This window comes from Methylorubrum sp. POS3 (assembly GCF_043352485.1).
Classification (GTDB): Bacteria; Pseudomonadota; Alphaproteobacteria; order Rhizobiales; family Beijerinckiaceae; genus Methylobacterium; species Methylobacterium suomiense.
The window spans coordinates 4,051,626-4,068,136 of record NZ_JAPRBT010000001.1 but is presented as its reverse complement, the minus strand read 5'-3'; the positions used below and the strand labels follow the sequence as shown (position 1 = coordinate 4,068,136).

Annotated in this window: 15 protein-coding genes; 11 read left to right on the top strand and 4 right to left on the bottom strand. The window is 68.5% G+C overall.

Features of this window, described 5'->3' with window-relative positions; genetic code table 11:
• Positions 1-127 precede the first annotated feature (127 nt).
• Complete coding sequence (locus OWC43_RS18715) at positions 128-1,759, top strand: AarF/ABC1/UbiB kinase family protein (RefSeq protein ID WP_137827972.1); 1,632 nt, start codon at positions 128-130, stop codon at positions 1,757-1,759.
• A 275-nt stretch (positions 1,760-2,034) separates the two neighbouring features.
• Positions 2,035-3,207, top strand: coding sequence for a sensor histidine kinase (locus OWC43_RS18710; RefSeq protein ID WP_393957765.1), 1,173 nt, complete (start codon positions 2,035-2,037; stop codon positions 3,205-3,207).
• A gap of 145 nt (positions 3,208-3,352) precedes the next feature.
• On the opposite strand, the gene OWC43_RS18705 is transcribed toward OWC43_RS18710, so the two are convergent.
• A complete protein-coding gene (locus OWC43_RS18705; protein ID WP_137827970.1) occupies positions 3,353-3,532 on the bottom strand; it encodes a hypothetical protein in 180 nt (59 codons plus the stop codon).
• 377 nt (positions 3,533-3,909) lie between these two features.
• On the opposite strand from OWC43_RS18705, the gene OWC43_RS18700 reads away from it, so the two are divergent.
• The 7 genes from OWC43_RS18700 (at position 3,910) to OWC43_RS18670 (ending at position 9,826) form a co-directional block, all read left to right on the top strand.
• Positions 3,910-4,563, top strand: coding sequence for an aromatic acid exporter family protein (locus tag OWC43_RS18700; RefSeq protein WP_393958593.1), 654 nt, complete (start codon positions 3,910-3,912; stop codon positions 4,561-4,563).
• Between the two features lie 482 nt (positions 4,564-5,045).
• Positions 5,046-6,218 (top strand): zinc-dependent alcohol dehydrogenase, encoded by a 1,173-nt coding sequence (locus tag OWC43_RS18695; protein ID WP_137827967.1) that lies wholly within the window; start codon positions 5,046-5,048, stop codon positions 6,216-6,218.
• A 66-nt stretch (positions 6,219-6,284) separates the two neighbouring features.
• On the top strand, positions 6,285-6,899 hold the full coding sequence (locus OWC43_RS18690) for a cysteine hydrolase family protein (RefSeq protein ID WP_393957764.1): 615 nt from the start codon (positions 6,285-6,287) through the stop codon (positions 6,897-6,899).
• 116 nt (positions 6,900-7,015) lie between these two features.
• Positions 7,016-8,017 (top strand): SDR family oxidoreductase, encoded by a 1,002-nt coding sequence (locus tag OWC43_RS18685; protein WP_393957763.1) that lies wholly within the window; start codon positions 7,016-7,018, stop codon positions 8,015-8,017.
• Positions 8,018-8,047: 30 nt separating this feature from the next.
• Positions 8,048-8,224, top strand: a complete 177-nt coding sequence (locus OWC43_RS18680; RefSeq protein ID WP_171015401.1) for a hypothetical protein — start codon at positions 8,048-8,050, stop codon at positions 8,222-8,224.
• A 418-nt stretch (positions 8,225-8,642) separates the two neighbouring features.
• Positions 8,643-8,894: a hypothetical protein gene (locus OWC43_RS18675; RefSeq protein WP_137827963.1), complete on the top strand. Its 252-nt coding sequence runs from the start codon at positions 8,643-8,645 to the stop codon at positions 8,892-8,894.
• 551 nt (positions 8,895-9,445) lie between these two features.
• A complete protein-coding gene (locus OWC43_RS18670; protein ID WP_137827962.1) occupies positions 9,446-9,826 on the top strand; it encodes a hypothetical protein in 381 nt (126 codons plus the stop codon).
• Positions 9,827-9,856: 30 nt separating this feature from the next.
• Here OWC43_RS18670 and OWC43_RS18665 read toward each other — a convergent pair whose 3' ends face one another.
• From OWC43_RS18665 to OWC43_RS18655, 3 genes are all read right to left on the bottom strand, one after another.
• Entirely contained in the window at positions 9,857-10,219 is a 363-nt protein-coding gene (locus tag OWC43_RS18665) for an STAS/SEC14 domain-containing protein (protein WP_137827961.1), read from the bottom strand.
• Positions 10,220-10,283: 64 nt separating this feature from the next.
• Positions 10,284-12,464 (bottom strand): primosomal protein N', encoded by a 2,181-nt coding sequence (locus tag OWC43_RS18660; protein WP_393957762.1) that lies wholly within the window; start codon positions 12,462-12,464, stop codon positions 10,284-10,286.
• Positions 12,465-12,558: 94 nt separating this feature from the next.
• Complete coding sequence (locus OWC43_RS18655; RefSeq protein ID WP_393957761.1) at positions 12,559-13,692, bottom strand: MFS transporter; 1,134 nt, start codon at positions 13,690-13,692, stop codon at positions 12,559-12,561.
• Between the two features lie 578 nt (positions 13,693-14,270).
• Between OWC43_RS18655 and OWC43_RS18650 the strand changes: the two genes are divergently transcribed.
• Complete coding sequence (locus tag OWC43_RS18650; protein ID WP_393957760.1) at positions 14,271-14,948, top strand: esterase/lipase family protein; 678 nt, start codon at positions 14,271-14,273, stop codon at positions 14,946-14,948.
• 156 nt (positions 14,949-15,104) lie between these two features.
• The gene (locus OWC43_RS18645) at positions 15,105-16,283 is read left to right on the top strand and encodes a complex I NDUFA9 subunit family protein (RefSeq protein ID WP_393957759.1); all 1,179 of its coding nucleotides are present in this window, start codon (positions 15,105-15,107) and stop codon (positions 16,281-16,283) included.
• Positions 16,284-16,511: the final 228 nt, after the last annotated feature.

Below are 16,511 nucleotides of genomic sequence, written 5' to 3'. Positions count from 1 at the left end.
CGGGCCATCCCAAAAAAGCCCCATGGGCGTGGCCAGTGCGAAACAGACCGGCGAAGGCCGTCCCGGATCCGCGATCCGGGGCCGACGCATCCCGCGCGACACGCCGAGCGACACGCTCAGAGACCGAATGCTCAAGACCGCCTTCGTCGCCGCGCGCGACCGTCAGCGCCTCTCCGAGATCGCCTCGGTCCTGATCGGCTTCGGCCTGACCAAGGTCGTGGATCGGCTGGGGTTGCACAACATCCCGCTGATTCCGCGCCGCACCCCGCGGGTCGACGTGACTCGCCTGTCCCAGCCCGAGCGCCTGCGCCGGGCGATCGAGACCCTCGGGCCGACCTTCATCAAGTTCGGCCAGATCCTGGCCAGCCGACCCGATCTGCTGTCGCCGATCTGGACCGACGAGCTGGAGAAGCTCCACAGCCAGGTGAAGCCCGTGCCGTGGGCCCAGATCGGGCCGCAGCTCGAGGCCGATCTCGGTGCGCCGCCATCGGAGGTCTTCGCCGAATTCGACGTCGAGCCGATCGCCTCGGCCTCCATCGCCCAGGTCTATCGCGCCCGTCTCCATTCGGGCGAAGAAGTCGTCGTCAAGGTGCTGCGGCCGGGCCTGCGCAAGGTGATCGAGGCGGATCTCCGCCTGATGGCGCACGGTGCGCGCATCGTCGAGTCGGAATGGCCCGAGATGGCGCGCTACCAGCCGCAGGAGCAGATGCGCCACCTCGCCAACGGCCTCAACGGCGAGCTCGACCTTCTCAACGAGGCCCGCAATTGCGAGATGATCGCCGAGATCTTCGCGGGCCGCGACGACATCGTCATCCCGAAGATCCACTGGGAATGGTGCTCCGAGCGGGTGCTGGTGCAGGAGTTCATCCACGGCGTCTCGCCCAACGACGCGGCGGCACTCCGCGAGGTCGGGGCCGACAAGAAGGCGCTGGCCCAGAAGGGTTGCGACGCCTTCCTGCGCATGGCCCTGATCGAGGGCGTGTTCCACGCCGATCCGCATCCGGGCAACCTGCTGGTGATGCCCGACAACCGCATCGGGTTCATCGATTTCGGCATCGTCGGACGCCTGTCGCAGAAGCGGCGCCAGCAGCTCCTCGTGCTGATCGGCGCCATGCTCAAGCAGGATGTCGACGGGCTGATGGCCACGCTTCTCGACTGGACCGGCACCTCGAATCCGGATCTGACAAAGCTGGAGCAATCCGCCCAGAACTTCGTCCAGACCCATTCGTCGATCCCGCTCAATCTCGGGCTGGTGCTGACCGACTTCATGACGATGGCCCGCGAGAACGACCTCGCGATGCCGACGGATCTCGCGATCTTGTTCAAGGGCCTCGTCACCGCCGACGGGGTGATGCGACAGCTCGACCCGAATTTCGACCTGTTCTCCGCCGCCGGGCCGACCGTGCGGGCGAGCATGCGCTCGCAGTTCAATCTGCGCGGCCTAATGCGCAAGGCCGAGTCCCTCGGTACCGGGTTGTTCGGCGCCGCCTCCGAACTGCCGACGCTGATCCACCTCATGCTGGTGCGGCTCAAGCAGGGCCGCGTCACCGTCGAGATCGAGCTGAAGGGCATGGACAAGCTGGTGCGCGGCATCGAGCGCGGCGCCGCGCGGGTCGCGGTCGGCCTCGTCGTGGCGGCCTTCGCCACCCAGCTCGCGCCCCGGCTGATCGATCTCGGCACGCCCGTCTTCGTCATCATCGGCCTGACGGTCGCGATGCTCGGCGTCGGTTGGCTTCTCCTCCTGAGCCGCGACCGCTGAGAACGGCCGCCGCCTACAGATTCGCCAAGTTTCCACCCGGCGCGAAAACTACGCTGGACTGGTTCAGCGCCTTGTCGCTGCGACAAGATCTGTTATCGTCGCACGACGCACCGAGTCGCGACCCGCATGGGTGGCGCGCCGGGTTCTAGAAGCGGACTTTTCCCAGTCCGACGCCCCGTCGAAGCCCTGACATCAGATCGCACGGATAGTTCGACTCGCGCGACGCGCTGACTCGACCCGAGGACGGGTCGAGGGCAAGCGCTAGGGGGAATGCCATGCGAACCGGCCTGAACGGCGGCTTCGCGCTCGCCGACATCGAGCCATCCCGCAGCGATGCGGTCCTCCCGGACGACCGGGAGGGACCGTCCGCGACGATCGAGCTGTCCGGACCGGGCGTCGTTGTCACGGCCAGCGACGAATGGCCCGGCTGTGTGGTCTGCAAGCCGGGACTTTCCTCCGCGGCGCCTCAGAGCTTCGGCCTCGCATCCCGGGCCTGCGACGACGACATCCTCCTTCCCTTCGCGGCGAGCCCGGACGGCGTCGCGCTGCTCGATCCCTCCGGCTTGATCCTGGCCACCAACCCGCGGGCGGGGCGTATGGGAGGGGCGCCGCACGCGGCCGGCCCCGCATCCTGGCTGGAGATTTGGGACGCGCCGGACGATCGTGGGGAGGCCGAGGCGGCTCTCACCCGGGCTCGGGCGGGCCATCCGGCACGCTTCCGGGCCGCCGCCGGGCCGGTTCTGTGGGATGTGACGGTCACGCCGGTGGCGGGCTCGCCCCCACGTCTGCTGACGGTGGCCCGCGACATCTCCGAGCAAAGGCAGGCCGAGGCGCGGCAGGGCGTCCTGCTGATGGAGATGGAGCATCGGCTCAAGAACACGCTCTCCATCGTTCAGGCCATCGCCACGCAGACTCTTCGCAACGCCTCCTCGCTCAGCGTCGCGGCGGAATCGTTCGGGGCGCGCATGCTGGCCCTGGCGCAAGCGCACGACGTGCTCATGCAGGGAGCTTGGGCGAGCGCGTCCCTGCATGGCCTCGTGGACGGTGCGGTGCGCCTGCACGGGGATGGGATGCCCGAGCGGTTCCGGGTCACGGGCCCGGAGATCATGGTCGGTCCGCGCGCGGCGCTGACCCTGGCGCTGATGCTGCACGAGCTCGGCACCAACGCGGCCAAATACGGCGCCCTGTCCAACGCGGAGGGTCGGGTCGAGATCGGCTGGCGGATCGTGGGCGAGGCGGCGCAGGAACGGCTGTGGTTCCGCTGGGCCGAGCGCGGCGGTCCCCCGGTCGCGCCGCCGACCCGCAGCGGTTTCGGCTCCCGCCTGATCGAGCGCAGCCTGGTGCACAGTTTCGGCGGCAGCGCCCGGTTGCGCTATCCGCGCGGCGGCGTGGTCCTGGCGCTCACGGCGCCGCTCGCAGCGGTCGCCGCCGAGGGTGGAATGGGCTGAAAGCCGGACTCGCGCACATCGTCCCGGATCTCAGGAGCCGGACGATGCTCCCGGTTCATCTGCCGCACCGCCTCGGTCCGAAAGCCGGAAGCCGCCTTTCGGACCGATGACGCCAAATCGAAATCCCGGCCGCGGGACCGGATCGTCAGGCGCGGAGTGCGGGCTTCGCCTTGAGGGCGGCGGCGAGCGCCTTGAGCTGCCGGTCGAGATCGGCCAGCTCGTTCAGGGCGATGGTTTTGTGTCCCGCCTTGACCGCGCGCTCGATGTCGCTGACCTGCGAGGAGGCCATGCGCTTGAGTTCGGTCGCGAGTTGTTCCCTGGTCATCGGCGCTCCTTTCAACACCAGGCTCGGTTGGCACCTCCCGCAACACGGCCGCCGCACCGCCGCTTCCCCGAGGGGCAGCGACAGCAATCAGGCGTTTGGCGAGGAGCCCTGAAGCCGGTGATAGGCGCTTAGCCTTAACCGGGGGTTTTTGCCCGGCATATTCCGTTCACCGTCGCCGGCCGGAGCGGGCGCGGCGCAACGCCCCGCCGAGGGTGAGCACGGCCGCAGCGCCGGCCACGGCGAGCCCGATGCTGCTCAAGATCGAGGCCGAGCCCACACTTCGATGGGCGTGTCAGTCCCTCCTCTTCCTGACTGCGTTGATGTGCTCGAGGGGCCGTGCTGGCCCGGAGAACCGCATGGATCGAAGAGGGAAGGGAATGGAGGCCGAGCGGATATCACGCCGGGAAGCGGGAGTGGAGGCGGCGGAGCGGGCGGCCGAGGATGCCGTGCGGTCGGAGGCCGCAATTGTGGAGACGCGCCGGGCCGACCGCGACACCAGCCGTATCCGCTGGCTGCGGGATCAGGCGACACGGCTGCGCAAGCGTCTGCCGCTGCGTCGCCGCTTCTCCGGCGGGTTGGCGCATGGCGTGATGTCGGCGGTGGCGGCCATTGCCGCCTATCTGCCGACGCAGTTGCTCGGCCTTCGCGAGGGATTCTGGGCGGCGATCACTGCGGTCGCCGTTGCGCAGACCGAGTTCGGCGCGACCCGATCCACCGCCCGCGACCAGTTCAGCGGTGCGGCAATCGGCGGAATCATCGGGCTCGCCGCTTATCTGACCCTGGGACCGACCCTGCCGACTTACGCGGCCACGGTGGTGCTCGCGATCCTCGCCTGCTGGCTGGTCAACGTCGCAAGCGCCTGCCGGCTGGCCGGGATCACCGCCACCATCATCCTGCTGGTTCCACATCTCGGGCCGGTGGAGCGGATGGCGGGTTCGCGGGTGCTGGAGGTTGGTTGGGGCGTCACCGTCGCCATCGTGACGGTCTGGCTCGTGACCCGATTGAACCGGTGGCTCGGGATCGGATCGTGAGTCGCGCGCAGACCGACGTGGCCTGCCTGAAAGTTCAGGCGGACATGCGCACGAAGAGCGTGTTCGCTCGTCATACCCCCTCGAAGATTCGACCGCCCGGTGAACCGGCTCGTGGCAGGACAGCACAGGAGAAGTGGCACACGAACGAACAATGTCGCATCGGCACCGTCCGGGTCACCCTCGGGAGCCATGACGTGGCGCGAACCGCTTTTTCAGGAAAGCCTCCGCGAAGGCACGCGAGCCGGTGCAGCAAGCGGTGCTCACGATCGTCGCACCGGGCCGGTTCGCATGTGCGGCGACGACAGCAACAGGCATCCGCGCCTGAAAGAACGTCCCATCGATGCGCCTACGATCCGATCCTCGTAGGCGATTCCACCGTGCCGTTCGTTCAGCGGATCGCGCACGGAACTTGGCCGTAGGCGCCTCGGGTTTCCTGCGGCGATGTCATGGAAGCATCGCCCATCGAAATCCGGGGACAATCCATGAAAGCACTGTGCTGGCACGGCAAGGGCGACATCCGCTGCGACACGGTGCCGGACCCGTCGATCGAGGATTCCCGCGACGTCATCATCAAGGTCACTTCCTGCGCGATCTGCGGCTCGGACCTCCACCTGATGGATGGACAGATGCCGACCATGAAGTCGGGCGACGTGCTCGGGCACGAATTCATGGGTGAGGTGGTCGAGACCGCGCCGGGCTTCACCAAATTTAAGAAGGGCGACCGGATCGTCGTCCCGTTCAATATCAATTGCGGCGAGTGCCGCCAGTGCAAGCTCGGCAACTGGTCGGTCTGCCAGCGCTCGAACCGCAATGCCGAGATGGCGGCGGCGCAGTTCGGCTACACCACCGCGGGGCTGTTCGGCTACTCGCACATCACCGGCGGATACTGGGGCGGACAGGCCGAGTACGTGCGCGTCCCGATGGCCGACGTGGCGCCGATGAAGGTGCCGGACGGTATGGACGACGAGTCGGTCCTGTTCCTCACCGACATTCTGCCGACCGGCTGGCAAGGCGCCGAGCATTGCGAGATCCAGGGCGGCGAGATCATCGCCGTGTGGGGCGCCGGGCCCGTCGGCCTGTTCGCGATCCAGTCGGCCAAGATCATGGGGGCCGAGCGCATCATCGCCATCGACACGGTGCCGGAGCGCCTTTCCCTCGCCCGCAAATACGGCGCGACCGACATCATCGACTTCGAGAAGGAAGACGTGTTCGCGCGCATTCAGGAGATCAGCCACGGGGAGGGCGCCGACGGCGTGATCGACTGCGTCGGCATGGAAGCGAGTGCGGGCCACGGCGTCGCGGGCGTCATGGCCACGCTGCAGGAGAAGCTGACTTCGACCGAACGGCCCTACGCCCTGGCTGAGGCCATCAAGGCCGTGCGGCCCTGCGGCATCGTCTCGGTGCCGGGCGTCTATGGCGGACCGGTCCCCGTCAACATGGGTTCGATCGTGCAGAAGGGCCTGACGCTCAAGAGCGGCCAGACCCATGTGAAGCGCTACCTCGAGCCCCTCACCAAGCTGATCCAAGAAGGCAAGTTCGACACGGCCTCCCTGATCACCCATCGCTCGACGAATCTCGCCGACGGGCCGGACCTCTACAAGACGTTCCGTGACAAGAAGGACGGCTGCGTGAAGGTCGTCTTCCACCCGGGCTGAACTCGGTCGGGGGTCCTTCTGACTCCCGCACGATCCGAGGAATCAAGCAGCGGCTGGGGTTGAGTCATGGCGGGCGAAGACGGCTTGAAGTTCGGCGCCATCGGTGCGCGGGCGGTGCATATCTGTGTCGACGCACAACGGTTGTTCGCGGAAGAGACGGATTGGCACACGCCCTGGCTCGGGCGCATCCTGCCCAAGCTCGAATCCCTCTGCGCGGCGCATGCGGAACGGACCGTGTTCACGCGGTTCGTTCCGCCGCGCCGCGCCGAGGAAGGAACGGGCACCTGGCGGCGCTACTACGAGCGTTGGCAGAGCATGACGGTGGATGCCCTCGGGCCCGGGATGGTCGATCTCCTGCCGGAACTCGCCCGGTTCACACCCCCGGCCAAGGTGGTCGACAAGTGTGTCTATTCTCCCTGGATGGCCCCCGAACTGCAGAACCTCCTGCAGGATGAGGGCATCGATACGCTGGTGGTCACTGGCGGGGAGACCGATGTCTGCGTGCTCGCAACGGTGATGGGCGCCGTCGATCGCAGCTACCGCGTGATCGTTGCCTGCGACGGCGTCTGCTCCTCGGCCGACCCGACCTACGACGCGATGATGTTCCTCTATCAGAGCCGCTTCGGCACTCAGATCGAGACGGCGCCGGTCGCCGAAATCTTGGACGCTTGGCCGGGCTGACTCCGTCTCGGCCAAGCCGGAGAGCCCGGAAACTGCGCCGTTCGCTCCCGGGTTCACCCTGACATGTTGGCCCGCCCCCGGCGTGCACCGTCAAGAACACCCGACAGGAGAAACCGATGCCGAGCAAGAAGCCGCTCGCCCAGCAAGTCGTTGTCATCACCGGCGCCTCGAGCGGCATCGGCCTCGCCACGGCCCGCATGGCCGCTGCCCGCGGCGCGAAGGTCGTGCTCGCCGCCCGCAACGAGGGGGTGCTGAACGAGATCCGCGGCGAGATCGAGCGCGGCGGCGGCGAAGCGCTCGCCGTCGTCACCGACGTCACCGACCGCGATGCGGTCGAGGCGCTGGCCCGCCGAACCGTCGAACGATTCGGTCGCATCGATACCTGGGTGAACGATGCCGGCCTCTCGATCTTCGGACGGATCGAGGAGGTCTCGGAGGAGGATCACCGCCGCCTGTTCGAGACCAATTTCTGGGGATTGGTGCACGGCTCCCTCGCCGCGCTCCCGCATCTCAAGGAGAGCCGCGGCACCCTGATCAATCTCGGCTCGGTCGCCTCCGACGTCGCCTTGCCGCTCCAGGGGATGTACTGCGCGAGCAAGCACGCCATAAAAGGCTTCACCGACGCGTTGCGGATCGAGTTGGAGGAGGAAGGCACCTCCGTCGCCGTGACGCTGATCAAGCCGGCGGCGATCGATACCCCGTTCGCCGAGAATGCCAAGAATTACACCGACCGGGCCCCCAAGCTCCCGCCGCCGGTCTACCGGACGGAGGAGGTGGCGGAGGCGATCCTCCACGCCGCCGAGAACCCGCGGCGCGACATCTATGTCGGGGGCGCGGGCCGGATGATGAGCGCCGCGCAGGCCATGGCGCCGCGCCTGTTCGACCGCGTCGGCCGTACGATGATCGGCCAGCAATTGCAGGACAAGCCGGCGGAGCATCGCGAGGGCGCGCTCTACGCGCCCCGCGAGGGCGGAAACGTGAAGGGGGGGCATCCCGGATACGTCATGCGCCGCAGCCTCTACACCCGCGGAAGCCTTCACCCCCTTACGACCGCCGCTGTCGTGGCCGGCGTCGGCTTCGCCGCGGCCAGCCTCCTCGGCGGCAGCCGCCGCCATTGATCCCCTTTCTCGGCAAACAGGAGAACGCCGATGTCCACCAAGCCACCGCCGGTTCCGCCGGCCAACCGTTCCGACAAGGGCCCCGGCAGCGCCGAGACCGCGCCGAAGGATACTGCCAAGGCCACCCCGAACGATCCGGACAAGACCGGGCAGGCGGGCAATTCCAAGATCAATACGACCCATCAGGGCCATCAGCAGGACCGTTGAGCGTGGATCGACGGCAGCCCTCGCGATGACGGAGGCTGCCGGCGGCACAAGAGAGCGATGGCGCGATGAGACCGGCGGTTCGCGTCCGATACGCGACGCGAAATGCCCATCAGGAGACCCAAGCGCATGAGCACATCCAGCAAGACGCCGGCTGCGAACCGGCACCATGGTGGTCCCGGCAGCAGCCATCAGCGATCCGATCTCCCGGACCCGACGGAGACAAGCGGACCGCAGCCGGGAGCGGCAACCAACGGATCGCATGCGAAAGTGTCCGGTGGTGGTGGCGAGCAGGATCGCCATCACCGCAGGGACGAAGGCGGCAAGGGCAACACGCCCCGGACCCACTGACGAGATCGCAATCGCGCTCGGCCGTTCCCGGCCGGGCGTTTCCATTTGCCCCTGAAGAAACGGACGAAACGTGGCGAACCTCGACAATACTTTGGCCGTGTTTTCCGCCCTGCTCGCCTCGGAGCCGCCGGCTCAGGTCGGGGAGGCGGACGAAGCGATCTGGGCTTATCTCTCGGCCGTACAGGGGCTCGATGCGCAGATCGCGGCCCTCGATCGCCTCGACCAAGGCGTGGCTGGCCTCGATGCCCATTCGCCCTTCATGCCGCTGCTGCGCGATGCCCTCGACCGGCACCGGACGCGCCTCTCCGAACCTTCGGCGTGATGATGGTTCCTTCATATCAATCGGCGTTTTCGCCGCGCACATATATTCGTCCCTTGATGTGCCTCGCTTCAACAATACATGCTTGAAACACGTCACTCGATGTCTTGATGGTGGCGGCAATATTTTCCCGGACCAAGATCGTCTTGCGCCTTGGCGCGGAAGAGCTGCTGCTTCTTCGATTGACGTGTCGGCTGGTTCTACGAGCAAGCAATTCTTATTGCCACCCGCCCACTGCGCTGGCAATTGATCAGTCCCCATCCGCACGATCTCGACATTGCTTGCGGCCGGAGCGACCGACGACGAGTTGTGCTCGGCCAAGCTTCCCCACATAATACGGCCGTATAGATCGAGTTCCCGCGCGGAACTTCATTACGACTGGTGTGTAGAAAGTCCTACGACCAGAGGCGCTGCATGGCCAATCCAATCATGGATTGCCGTCATATTATCGCCTCTTGTTGGGGTATGGTGCGGACATCTCACGGATTGACGGTTCGGAGCGCAGGCGACGGCGCCTCCGGTCACCTCACCCTCGTCGCTGCACCGGATGACGCATGCCCAAGCTCGCCCTGTCCGCCGCCCTGATCACCCTGCTCGCCGCTCCGGCGGTCGCGGGTGACTTCGACGGAAACTGGTCGGTCCAACTCGTGACCGAAAGCGGGCTGTGCGAAGCCCAATATACTTACACGCTGAGCGTTCAGGACGGTCAGGTCCGCCCGATCACGAACGCGGCCACCAACGGAACGACCGTGTCGGGCCGGGTCGGGGCCGATGGAAGCGTCGGACTCACCGTGGCGACGGCGGCGGCCAATGGCACCGCCTCGGGCCGGCTTCAGGTCCGGAGCGGCACGGGCACTTGGCGCGTCTCGGGCGGTCTCTGCAGCGGACGCTGGACCGCCCGCCGCCACACCATGCGCACCGCGCAGGCGGAGTAAGCCCCGCCTACGCTGTCAAGCCGGTGGGGCTCAGACCCCCGCTTCGAGCCAAGCCCGCGCCTCGGCGATCCGGGCGCGCTCGAACACCTTGATCTGCACCGGCGACACGAAACCGAAGGTCTCGGCGACGGCCTTGAGCCAGGTCGCGTCGGTGACGAGGGCCACGTGGCTCACGCCCTTCATCATCGAGAGGCCGAAGCGCGGATCCTTGAAGAAGGCCGCCGGCTCCATGCCCTCGAAAGCGCGAACGTCCTCAAGCAGCTTGAGTTTGCCGCCCTTGTCGAGGTCGGCCTTCATCGCGGTCATGACCGCGTTCATCTCCTCATCGGTGATCTTGCCGTCGACGACGATCTCGGCGATCGCGGAATCGGGCTTCTTCTCGTAGGTCAGCAAGGCGCGGCGCTCCTCAGGATGGCGCCGGCGCGAGACATCCCGCGCCGGCCGCGCGAGACCTGACTTATAGGAAACTTTGCGGGTCCACGTCGATTGCGACCTTGAGGTTGCCCCGTGGCTTCGGTCCGCGCGCCAGCCAATCGCGCAGATAGCTCTGCACGTCGATGCCGCGCTCGGTCTTCACAAGCAGGCGAAAACGCCAGCGGCCGCGCACCAGCGCCAGCGGCGCCTCCGCCGGTCCCAGCACCATCACACCCGGCGGCGGATCGGCGGCCCGCGCCAAAGCCTGCCCATGGGCTTCCGCCTTCTCCCGCTCCTCGGCCGAGACGATCAGGGCCGCCAGCCGCCCGAAGGGCGGCAGGCCCGCCGCCTCGCGGGCGGCGATCTCCTCTTCGTAGAACCGTTCGGCATCGCCCGAGAGCAGGGCGGCGATGACGGGGTGGTCGGGCTGGTAGGTCTGAACCAAGGCGCGCCCCGGTCGCTCGCCGCGACCCGCGCGGCCCGTCACCTGCTGAAGCAGCTGAAAGGTGCGCTCCGCCGCGCGCGGATCGCCGGTGGTCAATCCGATATCGGCATCGAGCACGCCGACCAGCGTCAGGTGCGGAAAGTTGTGGCCCTTGGCCACGAGCTGCGTGCCGATGACGATGTCGCACTCGCCGGCCGCGACCGTCTCCAATTCTTGCCGGAGTCGCTCGGCCCCGCCGGGGAAGTCGCTCGACAGCACGACGATGCGCTTGTCGGGAAACAGCTCGGCGGCTTCCTCGGCGATGCGCTCCACCCCGGGGCCGCAGGGCGTGAGGTGATCGAAGGCGCCGCATTCGGTGCAGGCCTCCGGCTTACGCTCGGCATAGCCGCATTGGTGGCAGACGAGGGCCCGGCGGAAGCGATGTTCGACGAGCCAGGTCGAGCAGTTGCGGCACTGGTAGCGGTGACCGCAGGCCTGGCACAGGGTCAGCGGCGCGTAGCCCCGCCGATTGAGGAAGAGCAGGGCTTGCTCGCCCGCCTCCAGCGTCGCCTTCACGGCGTTGACCATCGGCGGCGACAGGAAGCGACCGCGCTCCGGCTTGTCGAGGCGCATATCGATCGCCTTGATGTCCGGCAGAGGTCTCCCACCGAAGCGCCCGGGCAGCGACACGTGGCGGTAGCGGCCGCTCTGGGCGTTGACCCGCGACTCGATGGAGGGCGTGGCCGAGGCGAGCACCACCGGGCAGCCCTCGAGACGCCCCCGCACCACCGCCATGTCGCGGGCATGGTAGTGGACGCCGTCCTCCTGCTTGTAGGCGCTCTCGTGCTCCTCATCGACCACGATCAGGCCGAGGCGGTTGAAGGGCAGAAACAGCGCCGAGCGGGCACCGACCACCACCGAGACATCCCCGGAGGCCACCCCGGCGCGGATGCGCTCGCGGCGCTTTCCGCCGATGCCCGAATGCCACGTCGCCGGACGCACGCCGAAGCGGCCGGCGAACCGGTCGAGGAACTGCGCGGTGAGCGCGATTTCCGGCATCAGCACCAAAGCCTGCCGGCCCTCCCGGACGCATTCGGCCACCGCCTCGAAATAGACCTCGGTCTTGCCCGAGCCGGTGACGCCTTCGAGGAGGATGGTTCCACCGGCTTCCGCGGGTGCGGAGGCGGGGGAGGGGGCCGCGATCAGGTCGTGGGCCGCGTCCCGCTGGGCATCCGAGAGCGGCACCCGCGGATGGTCCGGATCGGGCGGGAGTGCCACCGGCTCCGGCACCAGGGCCACCGTCTCCAGGGCGCCATCGTCGATCAGGCCATCGACCACGCCGACCGACACGCCCGCCTCCTTGGCGAGCGCGCTCTTGCCGCGCACCGCCCCGTCGGACGCGACCGCGAGCACCTTTCCCCGGGCCGCCGTCTGCCGGGCCGGAGGCCGGCCGGAGGCGCGCACCCCGATGCGCGGGTTCTCCCGTTGCGCTCCCTCGTCCGGCAGGCGCAGCGCCATCGCCAGCGCCGAGCCCTTCGGCGCGAGGGTGTAACGGGCGAGCCAATCGACCAGCTTCCGGAGCGGCTCGGAGAGGGGAGGGACCTCGATCCGCCCCGTCACCGGCCGCAGGTTTCCGCCCGAAGCCCGCTCGTCGAGGCCCCAGACCACGCCGACCGTTTCGCGCGGGCCCAAAGGCACCTGAACGACGTCGCCCTCTGCGAGGGTGAGGCCGGGGGGCACCGCGTAGCTGTAGGCGGTGTCGAGCGCCAGCGGGATCAGGATCTCGGCGACGGCGGGCATAGCGTCACGGTCATGGCATTACGGCTCTCGGCATCACGGCTCTCGGCGCCGTCGTTCTATATATGTCCCAGGCGGCGCTGGCGAACGCCGTGCCTCATGCTGTGCGCCGCAGGGTCCACGCGACCGGCCATGCGGCCAGGCTCACCGCGCTCATCGCCCAGAACGCGGTCAATCCCAAGCTCCCGTAGAGCGGCCCGGCGGCGAGCGTCACCAGGGCCGAGGCAAGGCCGAGCCCGACACTTCCGTAGACCGTCAGAGCCGTGGCGCGCAGCCCCACAGGCACCTCCCGCGCGACGATGTGCAGACAGGCGAGGTGCAGGAGCGCGAAGGTGAGGCCGTGCAGCGCCTGGATCGTTGCCAAAGCGGGGAGCGAGGTCGTCTGTGCCTGCACCGCCCAGCGCAAAGCCCCGGCCAGGGCGGCGAGTTCCAGCGCCCGCGCCGGACCGATCCGGGCGAGGAGGCGCGGCCCGAGCCAGAGGAAGACGACCACCTCCGCCGCGACCGCTTCGGCCCAGAGCAGGCCTGCGACGGCGGTGCCGATCCCATCCCCGGTCCAAGCGATGACCGCGAAGGCGTCGTGCATCGCGTGCGCGCCGATCACCAGCGCGGCGGCGAGAACGAGTCGGCGGAACACGCGCATACCGACAAGCGCGCGATAGCCGCCCTCCACCTCGCGCGCGGGCGCGGCCGGGGCCGGAGGCAGGCGCATCGTCACAACGGCGCCGGCCGCGAACAAGGCGGCGCAGGCGGCAAGGCCCGCCCCGTTGCCGAGACGCCCGACGAGCCATCCGGTCAAAACGGTCATGACGATGAAGGCGGCCGATCCGGCGCCACGGATCCGCCCGTACTCGTCCCCGCCATGCCCGCCGGAGAGCACGAGCGCATCGGCCAGCGGACTCAGCGCCGCGCTCGCCGCGGCCTGCATCAGGACGAGCGCGACGAGCAACGCGACGGGGTGGCCGGCCAAAAGGGCCAGGGTCAGCCCCGCCGAGCCTGCGATTCCCCCCGCCAGCAATCCCCGCGCGGCGGCCCGCCGATCGGCGATCCGCCCGGTGGGAGGACCGGCGGCCAGACGCACCAGCATCGCCATAGAGAGCACCGCGCCGATCTGCGCCGCGTCCCATCCCCGAGACGCGAGATAGGCCGGCAGGAACGGCGAGAGGGCACCGTAGCCGCCATAGAGAGTCGCGTAGAGCGCGATCTGCCGCCCGATGCCTCCCCCGCCCACGGCCGCCTCCGCCCCGATCCCCTCGATCTGGTACCCCGCGTCCTGGCTGGAAGGGGCGGGGGCGACGATCCTCCTAGGCCGGGTCGCGCTGCGCCGCGGTCGGGCCCCATCGGCCGTGTGTCAGGGGACTTCCGACCATGACACCGGAAGAGGGCGGTGGAGCCTCGGTGTGAAGCGCGCATCGCCTGCGCCTTCCGGCGTCGCGTTCGATCCACCCTTGACCCGGCCTGGGAGCGGGCCTCACCAGTGTCGGGCAGCTCGCGAACCTCTCGATCGATTCTCGGCCAGAAGCGAACATTGCGCCCCACCGCGCCATCCCGAAACGGAGATGACGTGTCGTCGCGTCACCGGAATCGAACCGGGCCGTTTCGCGAAGGCGCCTCGGCCACCTTCCCTCCGCCGCTCAGGCATGAGGATCGGGATGCCCGGTCCCTGTTCCGGTGCAACGGGGGCGGTCGCACCCAGACGGGGAATGATGACATGCCGCTCGGCGCTTCTTTGGACGTTGCGAAGAAGAATTCCCCCGCAACGGACCCCCACTCCGCCCGCTGGCGCGCGCCCCTCGCGGAACCGTCGGTATGAGCCCGGACGACCCTGCCCGCGAGGGTGTGCTCCTCCTTCACGGTATCGCCCGAAGCCCCGCCGCGATGCGACCGCTCGAACGGACTCTCGCGAGCGCCGGCTACGCCACCCTCAATCTCGGCTATCCCGCCCGCCGCTGCGACCTGGCCGGCTGCGCCGAGGCGATCGCTCCCGCATTCACCGCCTTCGCCGCCCGAGTGAAGCGAATCCACATCGTGACCCATTCCATGGGCGGCCTCGTCGCCCGGGTGCTGCTGACGCGCTGTCGCCCGGACAATCTCGGACGGGTGGTGATGCTCGGGCCCCCGAGCCAGGGCAGCGAGGTGGCCGATGCGCTGCACCGCCTGTCCCTCTACCGCCGCTTCTTCGGACCGGCGGGAGCCGAGCTGGTCACCCGCCGGGAATCGGCCCTGGAGGCACGTCTCGGTCGCGTCGATTATCCCCTGGGCATCATCGCCGGCCATCGCAGTCTTTATCCGCTCGCCTCGCGGCTCTGGTTGTGCGGTCCCAATGACGGCCGCGTCACCGTTGCCCGCACCCGCCTGGACGGCATGGCCGACCACATCGTGCTGCCGGTCGCCCATCCGACGATGATGCGGGCGCCACGGGTTCGGACGGAGACTTTGCGCTTCCTGATGGAGGGCCGGTTCAGCGCCGACAACACGGACGCGTGAAAGATCGCCGATTTCGTTCCCGCAAACGGCTGCCCTCCGCCCTGAAACTGGTCTAAGGAGCGGTCTGCCGACGGTCCCGTCCGTGGCCCGTCGGCCGCGCGGCCGGCTCGTGATGCCGGTCTTGCGGTGATCCGCGAGAGAGGTTTTCCGTCGGCCATGAGCAGCCTTCACACCGGACCCGGCATCGACAGCGCGCCGCTGCGCCCGCAATCGCAGCTCGTGACCGTGTTCGGTGGCTCCGGTTTCCTCGGGCGCCACGTGGTGCGGACGCTGGCCAAGCGCGGGTACCGCATTCGCGTCGCGGTACGCCGTCCGGACCTCGCCCTGTTCCTGCAACCGCTCGGCAAGGTCGGCCAGATCGTCGCCGTGCAGGCCAATCTCCGCTATCCCGATTCGGTCCGGCGGGCGGTCGAGCACGCGGACATCGTCATCAATCTGGTCGGCATCCTGCAGGAGCAGGGCAGTCAGCGCTTCTCCTCGCTTCAGACGGAAGGGGCCGGGGAGATCGCTCGAGCCGCTGCCGCCGTCGGCGCGAAGATGATCCATGTCTCGGCCATCGGGGCGGACGAGGCCTCACCCTCGCTCTACGCGCGCTCCAAAGCGCTCGGTGAGGCTGAGGTCCGCCGTTCCAGCCCCGACGCCGTGATCTTCCGGCCGTCCCTGGTGTTCGGGCCTGGCGACGGCTTCTTCAATCGCTTCGCCGGTCTCGCCACCTTCCTGCCGGCCCTGCCGCTCGCCGGCGGTCAGTCGCGCTTCCAGCCAGTCTTCGTCGGGGACGTCGCGGAGGCGATCGCACGGGCCGTCGACGGCAATGCGGCGCGGGGAACGGTCTACGAACTCGGCGGCCCGGAGGTGAATACGCTCGAATACTTCGTGCGCTACATGCTCGAGGTGACGATGCGCCGCCGCGCAGTGATCGACCTGCCCGAGCCGGTCGCCCGAGTCCAGGCACGGGTGATGGAGATCGTCGATACGCTCAGCTTCGGATTGCTGCCGGCCAATCTCAAACTCACGCGCGATCAGGTGACGCTGCTCCAGAACGACAATGTCGTGTCCGATGCCGCTCAGGCGGAGGGACGGACGATCGAGGGTCTCGGCATCGTGCCGACCGCCGTCGAGGCGGTGGTGCCCGGCTATCTCTGGCGCTTCCGCAAGGCTGGCCAATTCGCCCAGGGACGCGGAACGGAAGCAATGGCGGCGGTCCCCGATCTGATTGCGTCACGTAGCGAAGCTCCGGAATCGCAACATCGTCCCAGCCGCGCGAGCGGTCCGGCGATCGGTGCCGATGCCGCACGCCCGAGCCGGATGGGAAGCCGCTGGGGAACCCGCGGCTAGATCGAACACCCCACTCCTCGGACGGCCATTCCGTTGCATCAGGATGGCCGCTGGCGGGTTCGGCGTCGATCTTCCGGATTTTTCCGGTTGACGCGGGCTGGGGCGTCCCGTAGAAGCATTTTCACCGACGGGGCGCGGCGGTCCACCACCTGGTGGTTCGGGGCTCCTGAGGGTTTCGGGACTGTTTGAGCGGCACGGCTGATCCGGGCGACTGGATCGGGCGATCGC

Bases quoted from the DNA above. Each gene is read 5' to 3' on its own strand.
- OWC43_RS18660 (WP_393957762.1), bottom strand. From the start codon at position 12,464: ATGCCCGCCGTCGCCGAGATCCTGATCCCGCTGGCGCTCGACACCGCC.
- OWC43_RS18695 (WP_137827967.1), top strand. From the start codon at position 5,046: ATGAAAGCACTGTGCTGGCACGGCAAGGGCGACATCCGCTGCGACACG.
- OWC43_RS18710 (WP_393957765.1), top strand. From the start codon at position 2,035: ATGCGAACCGGCCTGAACGGCGGCTTCGCGCTCGCCGACATCGAGCCA.
- OWC43_RS18705 (WP_137827970.1), bottom strand. From the start codon at position 3,532: ATGACCAGGGAACAACTCGCGACCGAACTCAAGCGCATGGCCTCCTCG.
- OWC43_RS18715 (WP_137827972.1), top strand. From the start codon at position 128: ATGCTCAAGACCGCCTTCGTCGCCGCGCGCGACCGTCAGCGCCTCTCC.
- OWC43_RS18685 (WP_393957763.1), top strand. From the start codon at position 7,016: ATGCCGAGCAAGAAGCCGCTCGCCCAGCAAGTCGTTGTCATCACCGGC.
- OWC43_RS18650 (WP_393957760.1), top strand. From the start codon at position 14,271: ATGAGCCCGGACGACCCTGCCCGCGAGGGTGTGCTCCTCCTTCACGGT.
- OWC43_RS18700 (WP_393958593.1), top strand. From the start codon at position 3,910: ATGGAGGCCGAGCGGATATCACGCCGGGAAGCGGGAGTGGAGGCGGCG.
- OWC43_RS18690 (WP_393957764.1), top strand. From the start codon at position 6,285: ATGGCGGGCGAAGACGGCTTGAAGTTCGGCGCCATCGGTGCGCGGGCG.
- OWC43_RS18645 (WP_393957759.1), top strand. From the start codon at position 15,105: ATGAGCAGCCTTCACACCGGACCCGGCATCGACAGCGCGCCGCTGCGC.
- OWC43_RS18670 (WP_137827962.1), top strand. From the start codon at position 9,446: ATGCCCAAGCTCGCCCTGTCCGCCGCCCTGATCACCCTGCTCGCCGCT.
- OWC43_RS18680 (WP_171015401.1), top strand. From the start codon at position 8,048: ATGTCCACCAAGCCACCGCCGGTTCCGCCGGCCAACCGTTCCGACAAG.